18 protein-coding genes are annotated in these 24,242 nt (G+C 40.7%); 3 read left to right on the top strand and 15 right to left on the bottom strand.

Annotated elements, in window-relative coordinates; genetic code table 11:
• Positions 1-29 precede the first annotated feature (29 nt).
• Positions 30-1,934, bottom strand: a complete 1,905-nt coding sequence (locus DW173_RS00885; protein ID WP_120143419.1) for a fimbrillin family protein — start codon at positions 1,932-1,934, stop codon at positions 30-32.
• 324 nt (positions 1,935-2,258) lie between these two features.
• Entirely contained in the window at positions 2,259-2,912 is a 654-nt protein-coding gene (locus DW173_RS00890; RefSeq protein ID WP_120143421.1) for a DUF2490 domain-containing protein, read from the bottom strand.
• 154 nt (positions 2,913-3,066) lie between these two features.
• Here DW173_RS00890 and DW173_RS00895 point away from each other — a divergent pair, with 154 nt between their 5' ends.
• Positions 3,067-4,632: an ATP-binding protein gene (locus DW173_RS00895; RefSeq protein ID WP_120143422.1), complete on the top strand. Its 1,566-nt coding sequence runs from the start codon at positions 3,067-3,069 to the stop codon at positions 4,630-4,632.
• 132 nt (positions 4,633-4,764) lie between these two features.
• On the opposite strand, the gene DW173_RS00900 is transcribed toward DW173_RS00895, so the two are convergent.
• The 11 genes from DW173_RS00900 to DW173_RS00950 all read right to left on the bottom strand — a co-directional run bounded on the left by DW173_RS00900 (position 4,765) and on the right by DW173_RS00950 (position 20,292).
• Positions 4,765-6,120 carry an MFS transporter gene (locus tag DW173_RS00900; protein ID WP_120143424.1) on the bottom strand — a complete coding sequence of 452 codons (1,356 nt, stop codon included), beginning with the start codon at positions 6,118-6,120 and terminating at the stop codon, positions 4,765-4,767.
• Positions 6,121-6,132: 12 nt separating this feature from the next.
• Positions 6,133-7,032 carry a glycerophosphodiester phosphodiesterase family protein gene (locus DW173_RS00905; protein ID WP_120143505.1) on the bottom strand — a complete coding sequence of 300 codons (900 nt, stop codon included), beginning with the start codon at positions 7,030-7,032 and terminating at the stop codon, positions 6,133-6,135.
• Positions 7,033-7,052: 20 nt separating this feature from the next.
• A complete protein-coding gene (locus DW173_RS00910; protein ID WP_117809103.1) occupies positions 7,053-8,111 on the bottom strand; it encodes an MBL fold metallo-hydrolase in 1,059 nt (352 codons plus the stop codon).
• A 1-nt stretch (position 8,112) separates the two neighbouring features.
• Positions 8,113-8,994, bottom strand: coding sequence for a sugar phosphate isomerase/epimerase family protein (locus DW173_RS00915; RefSeq protein ID WP_120143426.1), 882 nt, complete (start codon positions 8,992-8,994; stop codon positions 8,113-8,115).
• A gap of 6 nt (positions 8,995-9,000) precedes the next feature.
• Positions 9,001-10,974: a PQQ-binding-like beta-propeller repeat protein gene (locus tag DW173_RS00920; RefSeq protein WP_120143427.1), complete on the bottom strand. Its 1,974-nt coding sequence runs from the start codon at positions 10,972-10,974 to the stop codon at positions 9,001-9,003.
• Between the two features lie 27 nt (positions 10,975-11,001).
• Positions 11,002-12,393, bottom strand: a complete 1,392-nt coding sequence (locus DW173_RS00925; RefSeq protein WP_087321406.1) for a RagB/SusD family nutrient uptake outer membrane protein — start codon at positions 12,391-12,393, stop codon at positions 11,002-11,004.
• Positions 12,394-12,416: 23 nt separating this feature from the next.
• Positions 12,417-15,860, bottom strand: coding sequence for a TonB-dependent receptor (locus DW173_RS00930; protein ID WP_120143429.1), 3,444 nt, complete (start codon positions 15,858-15,860; stop codon positions 12,417-12,419).
• Positions 15,861-16,067: 207 nt separating this feature from the next.
• On the bottom strand, positions 16,068-17,057 hold the full coding sequence (locus DW173_RS00935) for a FecR family protein (protein WP_199722799.1): 990 nt from the start codon (positions 17,055-17,057) through the stop codon (positions 16,068-16,070).
• A gap of 86 nt (positions 17,058-17,143) precedes the next feature.
• The gene (locus DW173_RS00940) at positions 17,144-17,746 is read right to left on the bottom strand and encodes an RNA polymerase sigma-70 factor (RefSeq protein WP_009040891.1); all 603 of its coding nucleotides are present in this window, start codon (positions 17,744-17,746) and stop codon (positions 17,144-17,146) included.
• Positions 17,747-17,895: 149 nt separating this feature from the next.
• On the bottom strand, positions 17,896-19,977 hold the full coding sequence (locus DW173_RS00945; RefSeq protein WP_199722800.1) for a protein-disulfide reductase DsbD family protein: 2,082 nt from the start codon (positions 19,975-19,977) through the stop codon (positions 17,896-17,898).
• A 15-nt stretch (positions 19,978-19,992) separates the two neighbouring features.
• Positions 19,993-20,292: a Dabb family protein gene (locus DW173_RS00950; RefSeq protein WP_004315980.1), complete on the bottom strand. Its 300-nt coding sequence runs from the start codon at positions 20,290-20,292 to the stop codon at positions 19,993-19,995.
• A 108-nt stretch (positions 20,293-20,400) separates the two neighbouring features.
• On the opposite strand from DW173_RS00950, the gene udk reads away from it, so the two are divergent.
• Both udk and DW173_RS00960 read left to right on the top strand, forming a co-directional pair.
• Positions 20,401-21,012, top strand: a complete 612-nt coding sequence (gene udk, locus DW173_RS00955; protein ID WP_032811070.1) for a uridine kinase — start codon at positions 20,401-20,403, stop codon at positions 21,010-21,012.
• 44 nt (positions 21,013-21,056) lie between these two features.
• Positions 21,057-22,448 (top strand): transglycosylase SLT domain-containing protein, encoded by a 1,392-nt coding sequence (locus tag DW173_RS00960; protein WP_004315982.1) that lies wholly within the window; start codon positions 21,057-21,059, stop codon positions 22,446-22,448.
• A gap of 101 nt (positions 22,449-22,549) precedes the next feature.
• On the opposite strand, the gene DW173_RS00965 is transcribed toward DW173_RS00960, so the two are convergent.
• Both DW173_RS00965 and DW173_RS24370 read right to left on the bottom strand, forming a co-directional pair.
• Positions 22,550-24,094, bottom strand: coding sequence for a sodium:solute symporter (locus DW173_RS00965; RefSeq protein WP_015532799.1), 1,545 nt, complete (start codon positions 24,092-24,094; stop codon positions 22,550-22,552).
• Positions 24,091-24,216, bottom strand: a complete 126-nt coding sequence (locus DW173_RS24370; RefSeq protein WP_004296931.1) for a symporter small accessory protein — start codon at positions 24,214-24,216, stop codon at positions 24,091-24,093. The genes DW173_RS00965 and DW173_RS24370 overlap by 4 nt, the downstream gene beginning before the upstream one ends.
• Between the last annotated feature and the right edge of the window lie 26 nt (positions 24,217-24,242).

Below are 24,242 nucleotides of genomic sequence, written 5' to 3' on the forward strand. Positions count from 1 at the left end.
TATGAAAAGGAGATGCAATTTTCACTGATTTACTTTCTAATACAACGAATAGCGAAAGCTTTCGTATCAATACCCGCATTAGATTCTTCTATGATATTCGTATCACTTTTCATGTAGAAAACCTTAGTATCGATGGTGGCATTTGTATTGTCCAATGTCCAATATGCCAAATGTTTGTTCTCATAATCTGCTTGAAAAGCCCCTACATACATTCCTACAGGAATACCATTAAAACCGGATAAATTAGTTGCAGGTTGCACTTGTTCTTCCGTCTTCAGGGACAACCAGGTCCCTGACTTCAACAAAGAAGCTTCCCCCTTCAAGTAGTCTTTTAAAATATTCCAGTCTTCCCAATTCGGTATACTCCAGTGAGTTGGCAAGATCCTACCGGAAAGCGCAACATTAGCGGTATAAAAATAATGCTCTGTAGTAGATTGCAAATATCCGGCTATATTTGCTGTTACCTGATTCAATTTAGGGAGCGCATCACCGTTTACATATAAAGATGTCTCCAAATTACTCCTCATCCAGTATTGAGTTCCGATCTTCACTAACGGATAATTATGGATGACTCCTCCACGAACATCACGAACAATATCTTCCTGTGCCAAAACAGGTAACACATCATCTGCCAGTGTTACTGATAAGGAGATTGTTCCGTCTGCCAGCACATAAACATTATTACGAGCCAATAAGGTGCCATCCACATAGGTTAATGAATGATCTTCCATATTCCATGATACACTTCCACCATTCACTTTTCCTGATTTTCCTAATAACTGTGCTACAATCCCTTGAGATAAATTAACGCTACCGTCTTCTTTCATCGGATAGGCAACAATCGCTTGAGAAGAAAAATCCGGAGTTACAAGATACTCTTTACATATTTCGGCTACTTGTTTTCCCGAATGTATCACTTTGTACACATTCGATTTTTCAAAAGTCAGCTTCGATACATCTATGTATTTATGCAAAATACCCGATTCGGTATGGTCCACTTCTGTCCCATCCCAATCTCCGATTTCTCCGTTCACTTTACTCATTAATATATCTTCGGCCGATACAAACGTTATTTCCAACTCTCTCTGTTTTCCACTTTCCAATTGTAAAGTGGATGGTAATAAACTGGTATATAGTTTGCCGGCAGCTTCCAATGTTATGTATTGGTATCCGGCTGTCGCCTCTTGAGGGATCAAAATAAGCTCTTTTCCTACCAGTCGACCGTCTTTTATTTCCCATTCTCCTGCAGGAGTAATATCTTTCTCTTCAGAATAGGCAGAGAATGTTTTCTTCTGAAAATCATAAATGGTCTTAGTATAAAAGCCACTCACCGAAAGTGTAGGTTTCACAGATAGTATTTCTTCTATATTCTCTTCCTCTCCGGGGACAAGGACTATTTTCATGCGAAAGAACTGGTGGTTGTAAGTCAAAGCAACTGCATCTTTACTAGCTAATACTTCCTTTTTGGAAGCAACTAGAAAATCAGAATGAGAATAATCATCCAGTTTATCTTGAGTTGTTGCAACGGTCACTTGCATGGAACTTTCACCCATTGCTACCCCGCCCTTCTGATATGGATAATAACTGATTAAATTCAATGTTACTCCATCATCCGGATAGTAAACCGACTCATCAGATACAAACTCACCAGTAGATGAACGCACAAAATGAAGATTATCTGCATAACGTTCTTCTTGCATTGTAGTAGTTCCTGCAAGTGCAAATAATCCCACTTCATCTTTTTCTCCAAAACTATTGTTTACTACACGAGTATTCATAATCTCATGAATATCAGCTACAAACTTCAACGGAATATCTCCATTATTAATGATTTCCCCTTCTTCCTCCGAAATATGGTTTACACAAGCAGTAAACATAGTACAACAAAGGATAAAAAAACCTACTCCCACAAATAGGTTATGGCATGTTTTCATTTTGTTTTTCTATTAGTTCAAAAAAAGAAATTCTTGATTAAGCAGAAAGAATGCCATAAGAGGAAGTATTCACTTTCGGTTATGAAAAACCATACAACACGTCTGTTGCAACTGTAGAATCTTAAATTCCCACATTACAGTTTGAAATGTGGAAGCGAAAGTACAGATTATAGTTAAGAAAAGAAATATTTTCCTTTAAAAAGATTAATCTTTTATATAAAAAGCACGTAATCAGCCATTTACATAACACATGCAAAAACAAGACATTCTGAACTCCACATTATTATATTAGCATTGGTTATTATTTACTATCCGTCATTTATTTCAAAAAGAATACCCCACTTCTATTCCGGCAATGTGTCTGCCTTGCGAAGATGCATATTGATAACAATAAAATGCATCCAATGACCATCGTTTGGCTAAAGCAATCTCCACTCCGGGACGATAGCGCATACGGTCTGCTCTCCAAAAAGAGGTATCATCCAGACTTTGATAAATTTCAACAGAGAAATAAGGAGAAACGATTCCTTTTGTAGGAGCATAGGATAACTTCAAACGAGAACGTAGACGAGTTTCAGAATCACCACGGTCAAAAGTCTGCTGAAACCTCTCCCGCAAAGACACTTTCAACCATTGATAACGAAAGTTGGCAGTGGCAGATATATGATATCGATGTCTCAACTTCCAGTCTGAATCACCCAAATTCCGAAGATGGGTCTCATATCCCACCCCCAGATTCAAAAAAGAACAAGGGCGATAACTTCCACCAACTGTCAGTCCCCAACGATCTAATCGACTTATATCATCCTTCATACGTAATTCCAAATCGCCTGAAACCGAGAAACGGGAATCTATCTTATGATTTACCTTAAATTTAGTCCATGTATTGAAATCATCACTTTGTGCCCATGCGGGAAACGACATTCCAAGCAACAACACAAACAGCCAAATCTTAGTATTTAATATTATTCTACTCATTGATTATCGGGTTAAAGTTACAAAGATAATAAATTATCTCCGGCAAAGGAAAAGCATAATACTGAATTTATTCTGAAAAGATAATGTTTGTATTCTACTTAAATTCTCATTTGCATATTGTATCTTTGCGTAAGAAACTCTAAAACCATCGGATATGGACAACTTAATGCGTAAACTTCCTATTGGAATACAGACATTTGAAGGAATACGGAAGGAGAATTATCTTTATGTGGATAAAACTGCGCTTGTATGGCGTATGGCCAATTTGGGAAAGCCATATTTTCTAAGCAGACCACGCCGCTTTGGTAAAAGTCTATTAATTTCGACATTCGATGCTTATTTCCAAGGAAAAAAAGAGCTATTTAATGGTTTGGCCATTGAACAACTAGAGACGAAATGGGAGCAGTTTCCTGTTTTACACCTTGATCTGAATGCAAAAAAATATGAGACGGCAGCGGATTTAATCGCAATGCTAAACCAATATTTAGAGAAATGGGAAGCTATTTATGGTGATGAGAAAAAAGATCGTAGCCCCGAAGAACGCTTTAGCTATGTGATCGAGCAAGCTTTTCTGAAAACTGGAAAAAACGTCGTTGTATTAGTAGACGAATATGACAAACCTCTTTTGCAAGCCATTACCCGTCCGAGATTGTTCGAAGAGTATCGTCAGATATTGAAAGCCTTTTATGGAGTATTGAAAAGTGCTGACGCATATCTCCGTTTTGTTTTCCTGACCGGAGTTACGAAGTTCTCTCAAGTCAGCGTATTCAGCGATCTGAATCAGTTGAATGACATTAGCCTAGACTATTCTTATGCCACACTTTGCGGTATTACCCGAGAAGAACTGGAGAGTACTTTCAAACCCGAGATTGAAATTTTCGGTCGCAAAAATCATCAGACTCCAGAAGAAGTAGTCGCAGCAATGAAACGCAACTATGACGGTTATCATTTTCACTCGGATGGCTCAGGGGTATTCAATCCGTTCAGCGTATTGAATGCTTTCAGTAAATTAGAGTTGGGCAGCTATTGGTTCCAAACCGGTACGCCAACATTCTTGGTTGAACTACTACAAAAAAGTGAATATGATCTCCGTACTTTATTAAATGGTATAGAAGCGCCTGCTTCTTCTTTTGTAGAATACAGAATGGATGCTAATAATCCTATACCGCTGATTTATCAAAGTGGATATCTGACTATTAAGGATTACGACAGAGAGTTTCAGAACTATCGGCTTGATTTTCCGAATGATGAAGTGCGCTACGGATTCATTAACTTTCTTGTTCCGTTTTACACTCCAATGAAGAACAACGATCAAGGATTTTATATCGGAAAATTCGTTCAGGAATTACGCACAGGTGATTATGAATCTTTCCTCACCCGTTTGGAGGCTTTCTTTGCTGATATTCCGTATGAACTGAATGACCAGACCGAACGGCACTATCAGGTTATTTTCTATCTTGTATTCAAACTAATGGGACAATTCACAGAAGCAGAAGTACGCAGTGCTCGCGGACGTGCCGATGCTGTGGTCAAAACGCCCCAATATGTCTATGTATTTGAATTCAAACTAAATGGAACCGCAGAAGAAGCAATAAAACAGATTAATGAAAAAGGTTACCTAATTCCTTATCAGAAAGATCATCGGGAAGTAGTGAGGATCGGTGTGGAATTCAGTGCGGAAACCCGCAATATCAATCGTTGGCTGGCAGAGACAAAGTAAATATGATAAAAACATTTCGGGAAGAATCGTAACAACGAACTTCCCGAAATTAAATCCAATACCTTTGAAAACAAACACCTGTTACATTCTTTTACAAACAAGTTTTTTCAATCTAACCTAATATACTTGGAACTAATCTGTCTCTTTTGATTTTGCTTTCCAGACCAATAACGCAAAAAGTACTGACAGTAGAGCCGACCCTATCCAAAACCAATTAATATAAGTGAAGTCATAAACATCTACTCCGTTCTGAACCGTTTTTTGCCCTTCTATCAGTATACCACTCATCACATCCTGCAATCCGGCACCAATATAACTGGCAATGCCAACAACTCCCAATGCAGCTCCCGATGCATTGCGAGGAGCAATATCGACAGCCATCAAACCACCCAAAAAGCAAATTAGTACTCCAATTCCTAAACCAAAAAGAATCATAGCCAATACATCTATCCAAAAATGTACGCCCGGAACCAACAGGAAAAGGCAAAGTGCAAATACATTCATCAATCCGAAGATTAAGGCAGGAACATTGCGACGACCACCAAACAATTTATCCGAAATCACTCCGGAAAACATCGTACCGATGATACCACAAACCGGACAGATAGAAATGATAAAACTGGCATCCAGGGTAGAATACCCTTTTTGAGCTTCCAAGTAAAAGACGCCCCAGCTGTTTATCGCATAACGACTGATATACATAAAAGCACTCGAAAGGGCAAGAATCCAAATGGCAGGCATCATCAACACCTGGCGCTGTGCTTTATTGAAATCCGCCGTTTCTGTTGCACTCATCTCTTTTTTCTGTTTGGGAACATTCACTGGAGGGAAACCCTGACTCTCGGGAGTGTCATGAAAGAACTTCCACACGATTAAAGCTCCAAGCAAACCGACAATACCGGCTCCGAAGAAGCCGTATCGCCAACCCAAGAGACTGACAATAGACGCAATTATCAAAAAGGTTAACGCTTCACCGATGTTATGGCTGGCAGACCAAAATCCGTAATAGGAACCCCGTTCTTTGTCCGTGAACCAACGGGAAAGGCCAACCACACAGGAGGCGGCCCCCATAGACTGAAACCATCCGCTAATCCCCCAAAGGACAGCAAACAGAATAAAAGAATTGGTAAAGCCGAGACATAAGTTCACTAATGCCGTAACCAATAAACCAGTAGTCATGAAGCGATTGATATTGCTACGGTCGGCAAGGAAACCATTCGTGAACTTTCCGAGGGCGTAAGTGAAGAATAATACGGAGCCGATTATTCCCAGCTCCGTTTCAGAGAAGATTCCTTCCTCTACGATGGGCTTCTTTACGACATTCAGGCTAAGGCGGCAAACGTAATACATACCGTAGCCAAAAGTTGCCGAAAGGAAGGTAGACCATTTCAGATACTTCAGACGACGTTCATCGGAAGAGGACAAAGCCTCCCCGTTACAAGGTCCCGGTGAAGAGACCTTGTAAAAGTTTATAAGCTGTTTTAACATGAAGAAATACGGTTAGTCGTGAAGTTTCTTTTTGCGCAGATATTCCAATAACAGCGCAGGACGATCGGTTTGAATTAATTTCGCTCCCTGATTAATGATCCATCCCCAGCTTTCTTCCGGTTGATGGAGTTCCACCGCACGGTCATCATCATGACCGCCACATAGTTCGGGCCAAAGAGAATTGATAAACAAGTTAGAACCTGTATCACGCACTTTCTTTATCAAGTTAAGAACCTCCGGATTATCATTGTCGAATACTAATTCATAAGCAGCAGGCTTCATGTGTGTCTGGTAACTATCAATAATAGCTTCGGCTCCTTCTTTGTGCAACTGTACAATAGGCATAAAAATTACTTTATCCAACACAGCACCGTTTTCAGCTTTCACTTGTTCATAAGGAAGCCCGGCTTTGATAACACACTGGTCGACTGTTCCTGTCTTCTCGAGTACGGCATAAGCCTCCTGAAAATAATCATAGCCCTTATCAATATTTACCATTATCTTACCTTTGCAGAGCAACATGACTTCCTCCAATGTAGGAATCTGATGTCTTGTTTTACAAGCGACGCCATTTTTAAGACGCATTGCTTTCAATTCCGCTAATGTATAATCTTCTACCAGCCCTTTTCCGTTCATGGTGCGATTGATTGTTTTATCATGCATCACTACCAAATGTCCGTCTTTTGTTCTTTTCAAATCGATCTCTACCATATCGACTCCCATATCAATGCAATTCTGTATACCTTGCAATGAGTTTTCCGGAGCATTACGCCAGTCGGCCCGATGTGATACAACCAGTATTTTATCAGGATGATCTCCTAACAGGTTTTCTTTGATTTCAGTTATTCTATTTTGGGCAACAGCCAGTTGTACCAAGCATAGAAGAAGTATGAAGTTACATATCCGTTTCATAAGTTCAAACATTAAGAATTTTAATTCAGTTTATTGTTTTTCCAGACCATTTTTTCTCCCCACATTGGTACATAGGTCTGTTCACAGTTAATCTTCGAAGCCCGTTCGAGTGCCAGTTCCAATGACCATCTCGATTCGTCAACACCGGCATGAGCAAGTTCCAGAATATGCGATAACAAGACATAATCCGGTTCTACCTGCCCTGCACCCGAACCCAGAATATTATTTTCAGTCAGTGCATTGGGAGCGTAACGTGGTATCAATACATTCACATGAGAAGCTAGATTCGTATATTGTTCCGGTTTATAGTTGGAGTCTCCTACATGCATAAAGACGAAGTTACCGGTATCTTCACCACAATCAATCGAAAATACAGTCACAAAATTAGATAACCCGGAATTGTTGTGATCGGTGATACAGGTTTTAATTTTGAATTTTCCTATTTCATAATCTTTATCTCCTTTTGCGGTATAAGGATATGTCGTATCTTTCAGGTAGTTAGACAATACCGGTTTGCCTAAATCAAACATAGCCTGAATAAGATCATTGTTATAATGATCGGAATGCTTATGAGTGACGCAGAGAAAATCAATATAAGGTGCCAGTTCTTTTGCCCAACGATGAGATATGTCAATAGCAAAACACCCTGACGGAGTCTTAACCACATACCCCATATTATAGAGTGCCCAAATCTCTGCCGTACCATTTTCCACTTTTGAGTTTTTAACTCCATCCATCACGCGGTCAAATGCGCTCCGATAAAAATAGATAATAGGATCACACTTTTCCATACTTGTACTTGCCTGGTCGAAACCATTCAGATAACTGATGAAATAATCATCTTTACATTTATCCGCATACCCCTGAATTTTGGTCAAAGTAGCAGTACGTCCGGCATTGACAATCAAAGGAGAAGAACTCCACAACTGTTGTGCTGTGGCATCCACTTCCTCTGCCAATTGAGTAAGGATTCCTTCATGACCTGTTTCGGTACTGTTGTTGTCATCATCATCGCAAGCAACAAAACCTATTGCCAAAAGGCAAAACAGTAAATATTGAATTTTTCTTATTATATCCATCTTATTTCAGTGTTTTATAATCATTTATTATTTTATTGAAAGTTTCAACGACCCGTTCCGGTGTTGGACGTGTATCATGGCTTTCATGATCTTTAGTCGCTTCATACATGAAAACTCCTTCATAACCGACTCCTTCGAGTGCGTGCATTAACTTTCCCCACTTAATATCGCCTTGCGTAGGAAGCCAGTGGCACTCGTTGACAAAATCAAAATCCGAAGCATGTATGGTGCCAATACGTTCACCAATGGTTTCTACAAAATGTTCCGTCGTTCCTTTTGTATAATGATTGGTATCAAAACAAACCTTCACACCGGGAATGTCTTTGATAATCTCCCAAAGTTCTTCAGGAGTATTTCCCAGACAAGTCCGCGGCAGATTCTCTATACATAACTGTGCTCCTATCTGATCCGCATACTTCTTCAGATAAGCGATAGACCTGGAAGCATTGGCTATTCTTTGTGCCCGAATACTGTCGTCAATCGGTTCGGAACTTGGATGCAGAACTAAACATTTCGGTTGAAATTGAGCACACTGTTCAATCATCTCCACCATAAAATCTACATTTTCTTTCCTTTTCTTTTCATCAAGAACCGATATATCCAGCGTGCGGGAAAAAGGAAGATGTATAGACCAGACTTTGATACCGGCACTATCAATTTTTGCTTTCATATCCCGAACACGAGGAATGACCTCATTTGCCGGAACGCCTCTATAACACTGGTTAAATGCAACTTCCACATACTCTAGCCCCACAGACCGAGCTTGAGAAAAGTCTGTGGAAGCAGGTACTTTCCACAAAGCCGTAGTAGTACCTACTTTATATTTCTGTGCATATAAACCTATTGTCATCGCTATAAATAAGATAAAAACAGAAACTCTCATTATCGCTTACTTTTGACGGTTTGTACCTTGAATATCACCACCACGAATACTCCAGGAGTCTGTCTCCAAAGTCTTATTAATATCAAATGCTTTGACAGCACCGATATTACCAGATCCGATCGTTCCGCAATAAAGCCGTTTGTCCGGACCAATAGTAACAGCTGCCATGACTTGTTGTCCTACAGTTTCTTCAAAAACGATGTTTCCATTAGTGATATCAAGTCCCAACACTTTGTTATTCGATTGAGTACCTATATAAAGAATACCATCCGTGCTCAAGGCACCTCCACTGTAATTCAAATTGTTGCCTACTTTTTTCTCCCAGATTTTAGATCCGCTAGAATTCACCGCATGAACCGTCTGTGAATTTTTCTCCGTAAAGTAAATATTACCATTTTTATCTACAATCGGAAAATAGGCATCACCTTTCGTAGTCGGATACGTCCATATCTTTGTCCCGTTTGTCATATCGACAGCAACAAGTCCTCCTCCTTTCAACGTCGCATAAAGCATATTACCATTCAACGCAAAAGCTCCTCGTTCTGTAACTTTATTATCTCCCTCTAATGTCCAAAGCGGTTCACCCTTTGAGTTGAAGGCATAAATAGTTGCATTCGTACCAGCGTAAACATTGCCCTTTTTATCAAGGACAACAGCACCTCCCGTGTCACCATCTAACTGTTTTTGCCATTTGATACTGCCCTGATTAGCTACATCAAGTGCATACAATATGCTTTTATTAGTCAAACAATAAAGGATACCATCTGCAGACAATGCAGGGAAAGCTCCTATTACGCCATCCAATTTAACCGCCCATTTTTGTTTACCATTAGTAGGTGCTATTGCATATACATTATTTACGGAAGCATTACTTACACACTGATAAATAGTGCCATCAGAACCGACTAACGCTCCTCCGCCATAAGTCACCTTATCAATAGCAAACACCCATTTGAATTCACCGCTCACTACATCAATAGCAAATAAATGCCCTGCAGGAGTAGATGTTGGGATGTACATTGTTTTTCCATCCGGAGAGAACACCGGATTGGAAGTCTTTACATATCCGGTAAGTCCGCCAAAGTTCAAATCGACAGAATTCCATTTATAATTGCCGACTGTAACAGCCAGACTACCCGACTCGGTTGTGTTATTTACATAAGTCACCGTAACAGCTACTGTATAAGTTCCGGTAGTAGCAAATGCATGTACAGGGTTGTTTTCTCCTGATGTCGTACCATCACCAAAATCCCAGCTTACCGATTTCACTTCACCTGCCATAAAATACATATCGTTATAAGCAAAGGCGCAAGGTTCCCACACGACCAGTTCCGTATTGGCAAGAATAGGATAGATCAATCCCGGAGTAGCTGAAGTTTCCACTGGAATAGAATTGCCTGTAGGATAAACACAAACTACGTTGAACGTATATTCCTGATCGTTAGTCAACCCGTCAACAATGTATTCTTCCAATGAAGTGTCATCCAGATTGATAATCTGATTGCCCGGATTAACAGTAACCTGATAACGGGTAAAACGTTCACTGGCAGGTTTTGTCCATCTCAAACGCACTCTTTCATTGCCGGCTGCTGCCGTCAGATCAGAAATCGGGTATCTCGCATTCTTCGGCGTACAAGCAGCAGTCGTTTTACTAGCCAATCCTCCTGTATAACGAGGCTGTACAGAAAAAGTGTAAGCAACGTCATTCACCAGATTATTGATTGTGGCAGTCATTGTTTTCGCATCCACAGTCATCTCACCTCCTTCCGCGTCTGACGATCCGGAAGTCCAAAGAATCAAATATTCATTAGGCCGGGCATTTTCGTATGCCTCCCAAGCAAGAGTCACATTCATATCTCCGGCTGTTGCCGTAAGTGACTTCAGTTCATATAAATCGAAATTCGCTTTTGGCAGATCTTCTTCACAAGCAGTAAAAACTACTGTGAGAATAAACAACAAGCTATATATTATTTTTTTCATTGTCTGAATTCTTTTAGTTTAACCCTATTAATATCCCGTATTCTGCCACAACAATTCTGTGTTGTTTATTCTTTCCAATTCTGTTTTGGGAATAGGATACAGGAATTGGTAATCCTGAATAATATGTCCTTCCGCTTTCATGGCTTCCTTAGCACCTCCCATACGTACCAAATCGAACCAACGCTGTCCCTCATAAGGAAATTCCTGTTGACGTTCCAGCATGATCGCACTACGGAAACTATCCTGGTCGGGTAACTCTGTAATCAAAATCGGAGACAATCCGGCACGGGTATGTACAGCATTCAAAGCAACCAAGGCTTCTGAATTCTGCAAATTGCTGTAACTAATTTCATTCAAAGCTTCCGCATACATCAACAATACATCGGCATAACGGAGAATAATCTGGTCATTACCAACAGTGTTATAAGTCGCGCTCTTGATATCTTTAAATTTATTCATGACACAGACCTTATCTTCCACCTTTACATAAGTAATCAAATCTTTCCGCTTATCCCCGTCTTTATAACATTCTTTCAGCGCCTTTGTCTGATTGGTATCGTCGGTCAGGTTAATAATAGAGAACCAGTATCCATGCCCTTCTCCTTCCACATCCTTATTAAAGCGAACAGCAAAAATGATCTCATCATTCATTTTATTATTTACATCAAAAACCCGGTCCGGAGTAGTCATCAGAGAATACTTACCTATCAATTGAGATAACACATTTCGAGCTTCCGTCCATTTATGGAAAGTGAGGTAAATCTTGCCGAGCAGTGCCATTGCAGCACCGGAAGTCACTCGTCCCATATCGGCACTTGCATAAGAAGACGGCAACATACTTTCATTAATAACCTGATTCAAATCACCGACAAGGAAATCATAAACCTGCTGGTCTGAACTACGTCCGATTTTCAGAGCTTCGGCCACTGTTACCACCTTATTAGTCATAGGTATTCCTCCCCACAGACGGTACATATTAAAATAGGTAAGTGCACGAATGAAAAGGGCTTCTCCTTTATATTGTTTTTTCAGAGTAGCGTCAAAGTTGGCTTCATCAATCCTATCTAATATAAGATTACAACGATAGACTCCATTATTAAAATTCGCCCAAGCATCTTCCAGAATGCCGTTAGAAGCTTTATCTGCAAACTGGTCGATATCATAACGGTCCTGCGTTCCGGCAGTAGGTGCGCTCAATGTCAAATTATCACTCCGATATTCGCAGCACTCCGTAAAATAGGAAACCTGTGTCTGCAATTTAGAGTAACATCCCATCACAGCTACATTAAAATCGTCTGCTGTCTTATATACCTTATCGGTAGGTACACTGCTACTTGGTTCCAAATCGAAGAAACTATCTGTACAGGCAACTGATAGAAAAGCAGTTGACAAGAATAGTATTAGTTTATATTTTTTCATACAACGTGTATTTTAAAGGATGATTAAAGAGTTATATTCAATCCAAATAAGAATGTTTTAGCCAATGGATAAGTACCATAATCCTCACCTGGTGAAAGAGAATTAGACGGCCGGGCATTCACTTCCGGATTGTATCCACTATAATTAGTTGAAGTCCAGAGATTTTGTCCGGAAACGTATACTCTCAACTTTTCTACAAAAAAGCGCTGGGTCAGATTCTTCGGCAGAGTATATCCCAGTGTCACATTCTGCAACCGCAGATAAGAACCATCTTCCAAATGCCAAGTTGACGTACGTCCATTATAACCTTTTGATTTACGATTGGCACGATTCACCTGACCGTTTCCCGGATCTTCCGGACTCTTCCAACGATTCAAGGCGATGGTAGTGCCATTGGTATTGCCTTCCAGATTATCAATGTATCGGCGATTCAAGTTCAAAATCTCATTACCATACACTCCCTGGAAATTGAAATCAAGATCAAATCCCTTAAACCACACTTTTCCCCCGAATCCATAGGTGAAATCAGGCATATAGTTACCTACTATCGTACGGTCTTTATCCAAGTCCATCACACCGTCTCCATCTACATCCACAAACCGGAAATCTCCGGGCTTGGTATTGCTGAAATGAGGATATTTCTTCAATTCTTCTTCATTGGAGAAAATACCATCCTGCACCAACAGATAATAACAGCCGATAGGTTCACCAACTTTCGTTATGTAATACGCATGATCTACGCTACCGGTAGATATGATAGGAGCATTACCCGGACCGAGCGCCTTTACTTCGTTTGTATTCGTAGCATAATTGGCATTGAATGAATAACCGAGATCTTTCGTTATATTCTTCTGCGAGGTCAATGCTATTTCCCATCCCCTGTTGTTTACTTTACCGATATTCATCAATGCAGTGCTATATCCGGTCAAATGAGGAACAGGTACGTTCAACAACATATTAGAAGTGTTGGTATTATAATAATCCACAGTCAGTCCCAGCAATCCTTTGAACATTTGTAAATCAAGACCCACATTCACCATCGCATTCTTTTCCCAACTCAAATCCTCATTCTTTATGGTACTAGGTTTATATCCATTCACCAACTGCCCATTACCTGTACCGAGTATATAGTTATCGGAAGCCATCAGAGACAGGTGGTCATAATTACCAATCTGGAAATTACCGGTAACCCCATAACTGGCTCTAAGTTTCAAGTCATCAACAAATGACAGGAATTTTGCTTTCGTGAAAAAGTCTTCTCCACTTATTCTCCATGCAAAAGAAGCAGAAGGAAAATATCCCCAACGGTTGTTTTTTCCAAAACGGGAAGAACCGTCTGCACGAATGGCTGCTGAAGCCATATACTTACCTTTATAGCTATACTGTACACGTGCCAGATAAGAAGCAATTGTCCACTGTGTTTTATCAGATGCACCTTTCGTCACCGTACCTCCGGAAATTGTTTGTATATAGTCATTCGGGAAATCGGTAGCCGTTACATTATCACCTTTATATGTTTCTTTTTGAGCCGATTGTACTAAAACGACATTGATAGAATGAGCATCCTTGATGGTCGTATTATAATTGATTTTATTCTCAACCAACCAGTTGAAGTAAAAACCAGATGAACTGTATGCAGTAGGATTCGACTTCACATCATAATATTTCTGTCCTAACAATGGAAGTTCCGATGAACGGTATTGATCGTTATGCGAACCGTAATAATCACCACCAAAAGAAATGTTATAGGTAAGCCCTTTATATAACTCCAATTCCGCAAAGACTTTTCCCACAATAGCCATACGGTCTACAACATCCGATTGGAGGTTTGCCATGGCTACCGGATTTAATACGGCATTGTGCTGATAGTCATTCCCAATTCTCCAATATCCGTTTCCCTGATAGTTATAGCTTCCATCCGCATTATACACCGGCCATACCGGAGGCATCATCAAGGCTGATTGCACAATACCATTGGACCCGGAAGCATCTACCCGGTTGGAAGTAGAATAAGAAGGAGAAAAATTCAGACCGAATTTCAGTCTTTTATATTTCCCGTCCAAATTCATACGCATACTATATTTCTTAAAATCGGAATTAATGATAATACCTTCTTTATCATAATAGTTGGCTGAAATAAAATAACCGACTGTTTTTCCTCTGCCGGAAATAGATACATTGTGGCTGGTAGTAGCAGCAGTACGGAAAATAGCGTCTTGCCAGTCCGTATCGGTCAGTCCTTTGTCACCATTCAGATAAGGAAAGAGTTCGGTGGGGATACGTTCCCATGAGTTGGGACGCATTCCATTCGGATCGTCCGGTGATCCACCGGGATTGGCATCCAAATAGGCGTTGTCATGCCCATCTTTTGCAAATTCGGCAAACTGATATGCATTCATCATTGAAAGTTTCTTTGAAACACTCTGGATACCATAATATCCATCATACTGCACTTTCATTTTCTCCGACTGCCCCTGTTTGGTTGTGATAATAATTACACCATTCGATCCACGACTACCATAAATAGCTGCCGAAGAAGCATCTTTCAAGACTTCTACAGATTCAACGTCATTATTATTCAGATTGGCAAATCCACGTTCCACCGGTACACCGTCGATAATATAGAGAGGATCACTACCTGCATTCACTGTGCTGATACCACGAACACGGATACTTACGCTTCCTTCCGGATCACCACTAGGTTGCGTAACCTGTACTCCCGGCATTTTTCCCGCCAACGCCTGACGAAAATCGGAAGCGGAAACTTCTGCTATTTGTTCAGCTTTCACGGAAGAAATAGAAGTAGAAACATCTCTTTTTCTCTGAACGCCATAGCCTACCACGACTACTTCATCGATCATCTTACTATCTTCCACCAACGTGATTTTTGCCGTATTCTTATCTTTTGCAGAGATATTCACCGTTTTATAGCCGATATAAGAAATAGTCAGTGTGGCAGATTCCGGTACATTCATGATTGAATAACGTCCGTCGATATCGGTAATGGTACCACTGCCTTCTCCTTTAATCTGAACACTGGCACCAATCACCGGTTCTCCTTTATCATCTGCAACAATTCCCTGGATAGTGCGTGTACGTTGAGCTGTTTCTTCCTTTTTAAGCGGCTGTTTGCTGACAGCAATTGTATGATCGGTCCTATTGAAATAAAGTTTGGCCTGGGTGGTTATCTCCCCCAGAATCTGTTTTAATGAAGCATTTTTAATGTCGAAAGAAACTCTCGGAGCTTTGTTCACTGTCTCCTGGTCATAGAGAAATTTAAAATTAGTCTGTTTGCTGATTTTATTGAAAACACTTTCTACCGGCTCATTTTGCACGCGAAGCGTTATATCGTGCTCTTTCAGTGTTTGAGCAGCAGCCGGAACAATTAAAATGAAGGTGAATAGTAAAAAAGCTAAAAACGAACAGCTATTTTTACTTATCCCTTTACAAATAAGAAGATTATTCATAAATTTGTGCGTTTTAGTAATTGACTAAAGTTATTAAAAACAAGCAATACGCGATACGTTATTCATTTGGGTCGAAGCTTATGAATATCCGTCCGGATTGCGGATAGGGGCATTCCTTTGGAGTGCTTCTATCATTTTAGGGGGTTCATGAAGGGGCTGTTTTCATCTATTATTCTTTTAAAGGTTAAACATTATCTTTTCTTCATCTCATTCTTTATAAAGAAGGACATTAATGCCTTCTTTCTTATATTTGATATCACCACTGATAAATTCGATGGATTTAAGTACGGCCTCCAGACTCTTATTATCGTGCTCACCGGTAATCAAGTTGTTGAAATCCTGACCGGGAGCAAAAGTAATCCGGCAATTATATACACGCTCCAGTTCTTTTGCCACATCCCGAATCGGTGTACTGTAGAAACGTAAACCTCCTTTCATCCAGACAGCCACTCCCCTATCTTCTGTTTTCTTACTATATTCACCGGAAACCGTATTGATAAGCACTTGCTCTTTTGCGGTCAGCCTCATCATCGCTTCCGGTAAATCAACCTGTACTTTACCACTCTCCACACTCACAGATACAATCTCATCCGTTGAATAGGACTTGACATCAAAACGAGTACCCAATACCCGAACATCCAGCCGCTTCGTCTTTACAACAAATGGCATCTTTTCATTACGGGCAACACGGAAATATCCCTCACCTTCAAGTTCTATTTCACGGCTATCTCCCACAAAACGTTCCGGATAACGCACTTGAGAACAAGAATTCAATACCAAAAGAGTTCCATCCGACAAAGTCACTTGCCTTTTTTCACCAAAAGAAGTAGTGACTTCGGCAAGCGTGACCTGCTGCTCATTCATATACCGGAAAAAGTTGACACTCCCTATTATAATGGCTATGACAGCCGCCGTACTAACCGCCACCACAGATGCCCGACGGAACCAGGTACGTTTTTTGTGTTCAATACGTTTCAATAACTGACGTGCCTCTCTCTTATATTTTTCCCGTTCCAAATCAGTAGCAGGTTGCAAGTTCCCGGATTCTTCCCAAACCTCTGCTGCTAGTTCATCCAATAAATCTTGGTTTTCTGCCTCTTTTATGCTTTGCAAAAGTTGCGAAGCCTCTTCCCGGGTATAAAGGTCATCCAGGTAACGATGCAATTTATCTTTTTCTGTTTTAGTATCTTTCATCATACATTCAAAATAAGAATATTAATTTCCTTCCCTTTGTATAAGTAATACACAAAAGTAAGAAAGAGCTAGGGTGTGATTAACATTTATTATAAGTTTAAACAAAATAGAATCAAAAGTATATCAGCTGATGTACTTGAATATTTAGTCAGATAAGAACGAATCACTTTCAGAGAAACAGAAATATGTTCCTGCACCGTATGAACAGAGACACCCAACGCTTCGGCTATTTCTTTATGAGACATCTGTAACTCACGGCTCATTTTGAACACTTCCCGTTGGCGGGGTGTCAATTGTTCCAATGCACGAGCAACAATCTCTTTCAAATCATTGAGCAAAATATGGTTATTGGTCTCGTTAGTTGAATCGATCGCTTGAGAAAGAATCTGTTCCTTCAGCTGATCTTCATTAGCCATGTCGCGCAACTGATTCAGAATACGATTACGTACGATGGTATAAAGGTAGGAAGAAAAAGAGGCTTCGGGATTGATGAAACGACGAGTTTGCCAGACTACCGTAAATGCATCCTGAAAAATATCTTCAGCAAATTCACGCGACTTGACGAACTTCAGGGCGAAGTAGAGCAAACGATTCTTGTAAGCGGCATAAAGTTCGCAAAAGGCCTCTTCATCTCCGTCTATCAGACGGAGAACCAATTCCCGTTCATTTACAAGAGTGTCTGTTGCGTACATATTTTCTTTATTTTTGGGCACAAAGGTATTGTTATGATGTTACAAACGTATGTATTTTTTCTGAAATAAAAAAATAAAAGCGATCTCACCGAAAAGATGAGACCGCTTTTATTTCATTTATCATTCAAGACAGTGCCTTATCGAAGATTTTAATTTTTCCCTTTCTTATAATTCTCCAATCCGGTCTGCAAGAATTCGATATACTTAGGAATATCTTCGTTATAAGCATACGACTTATTCAACGGTTTGCCCTGATTGTCCAATAATACATAGAAAGGCTGGGCGTTGGCTCCGAATTTCACACGTTGCAGATAACTCCATTTATCACCGACAGTACGCAAAGTACGTTCTGTACCGTTCTCGATTATCTTTACGGGCTCGGTCAACGGAGTCTTATTATCCACATAGAGAGTAATCAGTACATAATCGTTATTAATCAAATCACTCACTTTCGGATCAGTCCACACCGCTGCTTCCATCTTACGACAGTTTACGCAACCATATCCGGTAAAGTCGAGCATAACGGGTTTTCCGTTCAGACGGGCATATTCCATACCTAAGTCATAATCATCAAATTTCGCATGTACCTCGTTCTTATACAAATTGAAGTCTTGCGTCTGCATAGGCGGAGCAAATGCAGATACAGCCTTCAATGGTGCTCCCCACAAACCGGGAACCATATATACGGCAAACGCAAAAGAGATTAATGCCATAAAGAAGCGGGTGACTCCCACCTTATTATCATCGTCATCATGCGGAAATTTGATCTTACCCAACAGATAGAATCCAAGCAAAGCAAAGATTACAATCCACAGAGCCAGGAATGTTTCGCGGTCAAGCAGTCTCCAACCATAAGCCAAGTCAGCTACCGACAAGAATTTAAGCGCAAACGCCAATTCGAGGAAACCCAGCGTTACTTTGATTACATTCATCCATCCACCGGACTTCGGCATAGATTTCAGCCAAGACGGGAACAGGGCAAAAAGCGTAAACGGCAATGCCAAAGCAATGGCAAATCCCAACATACCGATTGCCGGAGCAACCACACTTCCTGTGGTAGATACCTGTACCAGCAGAAATCCGATAATCGGACCTGTGCAAGAGAAAGATACCAATGAAAGCGTAAAAGCCATCAGGAAAATACTTAGTAATCCGGTCGTAGATTCCGCTTTGCTATCTACTGCGTTTCCCCATTTCGAGGGTAGTCTGATTTCAAACGCTCCAAAGAATGAAGCGGCAAAAATCACCAACATCAGGAAGAAGAGAATGTTGAAAATAGCATTGGTAGATAAAGCGTTTAATGCGCTGGCACCGAAAATCAACGTGATAGCCAAACCCAATGCCACATAAATCACGACGATAGATGCACCATACGTCCACGCATCACGAATTCCTTTCTTTTTGTCTTTACTGCGTTTCAGGAAAAAGCTGACTGTCATTGGAATAATCGGCCACACACAAGGAGTAAACAAAGCCAATAATCCCCCAAGGAACCCTGTTATGAATATATATATCCAGGACATATCCTCCTGCCCGTGCTCCTCGCCTAATGCTTGCAGATCACTGATAACGGGTTTCCAAAGTTCACTAGAGGCAACTGCCGGCTGAATATCCGTGGCTGCTTCCGTTGTAGTTGCAGGAACCAACTCCATCATAGCAGATGAATCTTTCGAAGCAACAGGAGTTGCCCCTTCTTTCTTATCTGCCTTATCCACTACTTTTTGTTCCGGTTGTTCTGCTTTCGGTTGTTCTGTTTTCGTTGCGGCAGCATTTCCGGCTTTCGCTACTCCCGAAAACTTGAATGGCACTTGAGTAGGAGGCAGGCAGCTCTCGTCATCACAAGCTCCGTATTCCAGATAACCTTCTATCGCGTAAGCTCCACCCGTAAACTTCACTTTCTGTACAAACTTTGCTGTATTCTCGAAATAACGCACCTTCATTTCGAACAATTTATCGAAAGTAGCTACTTCTTTGCCCACAGGCTTCAGTTTACCGACAAGCTCGACACCCGATTTATTATCAATATTAAATGTTGCAGAAATAGGACCGCCATCTCCCAGGTCGGTAGAATAAACATGCCAACCTTTATCAATGGCAGCCGTAAACACCACCTCTGCCTCCGTATCGGAGAGAGGTGTCAGTTCTGTTTTAAACTTTACCGGATCTTTGATCTGCGCTTGCAATGCATATACAACAAAGCTTAAAAGCAGGAAAGAAATTATTTTTCTCATCTTTATTTTTGGGATTTATAATTCATAGTCTACGCATGCACGGCTTTCTTTCGTTTCAGCCAGAATCTTGCCGGCAGCTACGTGGTCGGGGTGTGTTGCATAGAATTTCACATCTTCTAGTGTATCAAACTCACTGTAAAGCGCAATATTCCATGTTTCACCGGGATTCATATTCAATCCGACTTCCACTTTACGAATGACAGAGATTTTAGCAGGAAGAGCTTCTATCGCTTCCTTAAATTTAGTCATGACTACCAGTTTCTCTTCAGCAGGAACTTCGTCTTTTAACTTAAATAATACAATGTGTTTTACCATTACGTTGTTATTTTAATGAATTGTTTCTATATTTGTCTTGTTAATGCAATCATCGCATTAATAGTAATGCAAAAATACTCTATTTGGTTCAAATATACATTTAAAGAGATGTTAATTATAGGAATAGCAGGCGGAACAGGCTCCGGAAAGACCACCGTCGTACGGAAAATTATAGAAAGTCTCCCCGCAGGGGAAGTAGTACTCTTACCACAGGATTCATACTACAAAGACAGTAGTCATGTCCCGGTTGAAGAACGCCAGAATATCAATTTTGACCATCCCGATGCTTTTGAATGGAGCCTACTATCCAAACATGTCATGATGCTGAAAGAAGGAAATAGTATTGAACAGCCTACCTATTCTTATCTCACTTGTACGCGCCAGCCCGAAACGATTCATATCGAACCTCGTGAAGTGGTTATCATTGAAGGAATCCTTGCTTTATGTGATAAAAAGCTACGCAATATGATGGACCTTAAAATCTTTGTAGATGCCGATCCCGACGAACGCCTGATACGTGTTATCCAAAGAGATGTTATTGAGCGCGGACGTACTGCCGAAGCTGTAATGGAACGCTACACACGGGTTTTAAAGCCTATGCACCTGCAATTTATCGAACCTTGCAAACGATATGCCGACCTTATTGTACCGGAAGGCGGCAGTAATAAGGTAGCTATTGATATACTGACTATGTATATCAAGAAACACTTGAAGAGTTGAAAGTGGAGAATGGAGAGTTGAGAGTTAAAAGCAAAATGTCAGGTATGAATGTCAAGACACTGATTATCCCTTTATTCCTCGTATTGTTCTGTTGTGTGTTCGGATGCCGGAACAAACAACATAGTACAACGGATGAATCCGCACGTGATCTTCCACAAATAAAAGATAGTGGCGAACTCGTTGTATTGACATTGTATAGCTCTACTTCCTATTTTATTTACCGGGGACAGGAAATGGGATTCCAGTATGAACTTAGCGAGCAGTTTGCCAAAAGTCTGGGACTAAAGCTTAGGATTGAAGTTGCCAAAAGCGTTGACGAGATGATTCAAAAATTGCGGGCAGGCGAAGGAGATATGATTGCCTATAATCTGCCTATCACCAAAGAGTGGAAAGACAGTCTGCTTTATTGTGGTGAAGATGTCATCACCCATCAAGTAATCGTTCAGCAAGGAAGAGGAAAACAGAAGCCATTAAAAGACGTAACCGAACTGGTAGGAAAAGATATATACGTAAAGCCAGGGAAATATTACGACCGCCTCGTCAATCTGAACAGCGAATTAGGAGGCGGCATCCGGATTCATGAAGTTACCAATGACAGTACTACCATCGAGGACTTGATAACGCAAGTGGCGCAAGGAAAAATCCCGTATACAGTAGCCGACAATGACCTGGCAAAATTAAATAAGACCTATTATCCTAATTTAAATATCGATCTGTCTATCAGTTTCGATCAACGGTCTTCGTGGGCAGTACGAAAAGACAGCCCCGAACTGGCAGCCGCCGCTACTAAATGGCATCAGGAAAATATGACCTCTCCTGCCTACACAGCCAGTATGAAACGTTATTTTGAGAATAGTAAAATGATGCCCCACTCTCCTATCCTTTCATTGAAAGAGGGGAAAATATCTCATTATGATGATTTATTCAGAAAATATTCCAAAGATATCGGATGGGATTGGCGTATGCTGGCGTCACTAGCCTATACTGAATCTAATTTCGATACCACCGCTGTTTCCTGGGCTGGCGCCAAAGGACTGATGCAGTTAATGCCTGCCACCGCCCGGGCAATGGGAGTACCTCCCGGCAAGGAGCAGAATCCGGAGGAAAGTGTGAAAGCAGCCATTAAATATATCGCCGCCACCGACCGCAGTTTCAGTATGATTCCCGACAAACAGGAACGACTCAACTTCATTCTGGCATCTTATAATGCCGGCTTGGGACATATATACGATGCTATGGCGCTAGCCGAAAAATACGGAAAGAACAAACTGGTATGGAAAGACAATGTAGAAAACTTCATCCTGCTCAAAAGCAATGAAGAATACTTTACCGACCCTGTCTGCAAAAACGGGTATTTCCGTGGTATCGAGACTTACAATTTCGTCCGTGATATCATGTCGCGCTACGAATCCTACAAGAAGAAAATAAAAGCATGATTAATATTAAGTATCAAGTATTAAGTATTAACCGTGCCCTTTGAGGTGCTTATCCGCATGGCGTAATACTTGATACTTAATACTTGATACTTACTTAATACTTATTTTTTGGTTACTAAGCTGATTACGATGATGGCTAATACAGATAATGGTAAGGCAAATAATATCGGATCAATCACAGGGAAAGGATAAGTGGTAATCAATACATCCCGTCCAAATAATGCTTTGCAGATACCTAATGCTGCAGATTCTTTCTGATGAAGAAATACAAGGGCAAACAGGCTACCGATTGTTCCGACCCAAAGACTTGCCATGACACCCTGCTTAGTGGCTTTCTTCCAATATAAAGCACAGAAATAGGCTGGAAGGAAAGCTGCAGCACAAATCCCCATAAAGATAGAAGTTCCACGGGCGATAATATCATGAGGCAACATATAGCAAATAATGTAGCTGACCAGAATAGAGAACAATACTCCCAAACGAATCACGTTGGTCAGTTTATTCCGCGAACGGGGTTTATAAGTTCCATAAATATCAGAACCTACCGAAGCACCCATTGTATGGAACTGCGAGCTTAGTGTAGACATACTGGCCGAAAGGATACATAACATAAAAAGTGCGGCAAACCAGTCGGGCATCGCTTTATTAATAAAATATGGAATAATCTTATCGATGTCCTGCACTACTTCGGTAGCAACCGCTCCTTCTGTTTTCAGGAAGAAAAGGTTACTCAAAGCTCCGGCATGATAGATAGCTCCTACTGTTATAATCAAAAAGAAACAACCGATAAATACACCGCGGTTTAATTGTTTGCTACTCTCCACAGTCATAAAACGAACCACTAGCTGGGGTTGCGCAAGACATCCGATTCCTACTCCTAAAATAAGGGAAGTAACAAGTGAGTACCATTGTGGTGAACCTGTAACAGGCATTGCAGTCCATCCCTGATGTCCCAATGCTTTAAATTTTTCCGGGACTAACGGAGCAATAGCAGTCAACTCTTTATTCGCCTCGGTAAAACCCATACCGAGCACCTGGTATAAAGAGAATAATAGAAACAGCATGCAACCGAACATGATTACTGCCTGCAACGCATCTGTATACATGACTCCTTTCATACCGCCTGCAATAACATAAGCAGCAATAACCAATGTAAATATCAACAAAGAGATATTGAAATCAATCTGAAAGATCTGTTCGATAAATACAGCTCCACCTTTCATCACAACTGCTGCATAAAGCGGCATTCCGACAAAAATAACAGCAGCAATAAATACCTGTATATTACGGGAACGAAAATGACGCCCTAATAATTGAGGAAAAGTGCTCACATTCAGTTTTGCACCCATACGCCGGGTGCGTAAACCGAAAAAGATAAAAGCAATGACAACCCCAATAAACATATTCAGGAAACAGAGCCACTGAATACCCATTCCGAAAGCTGCCGCCACTCCTCCAAAACCTACAATAGCAGATGCAGAGATAAACGTAGCACCGTAAGAAAGTGCCATAACAATAGGATTCATCTGACGTCCGCCTACCAGATAGTCACTGGTATTCGTTGTTTTCTTGTATCCCAAAAAGCCGAGGTAAGCAAGTGACAGGAGATATCCTATCACAATCAAGCCGAGTGTAAATGTATTCATCGAGTTTCGTCTTTTTCGTCGTCCTTATTCCAATACTTCAGCCCAAACCAGGCAGCAAAGATCACACATACCACTGAAAGAAGGTAAGGCAGAATTATAAAAGGGTCGTCTATTCCAAACATTTGCGTATCAGATTTTAATTAGCGTT

The sequence above is a fragment of the Bacteroides sp. AM16-13 genome, assembly GCF_003602705.1.
Classification (GTDB): domain Bacteria; phylum Bacteroidota; class Bacteroidia; order Bacteroidales; family Bacteroidaceae; genus Bacteroides; species Bacteroides xylanisolvens.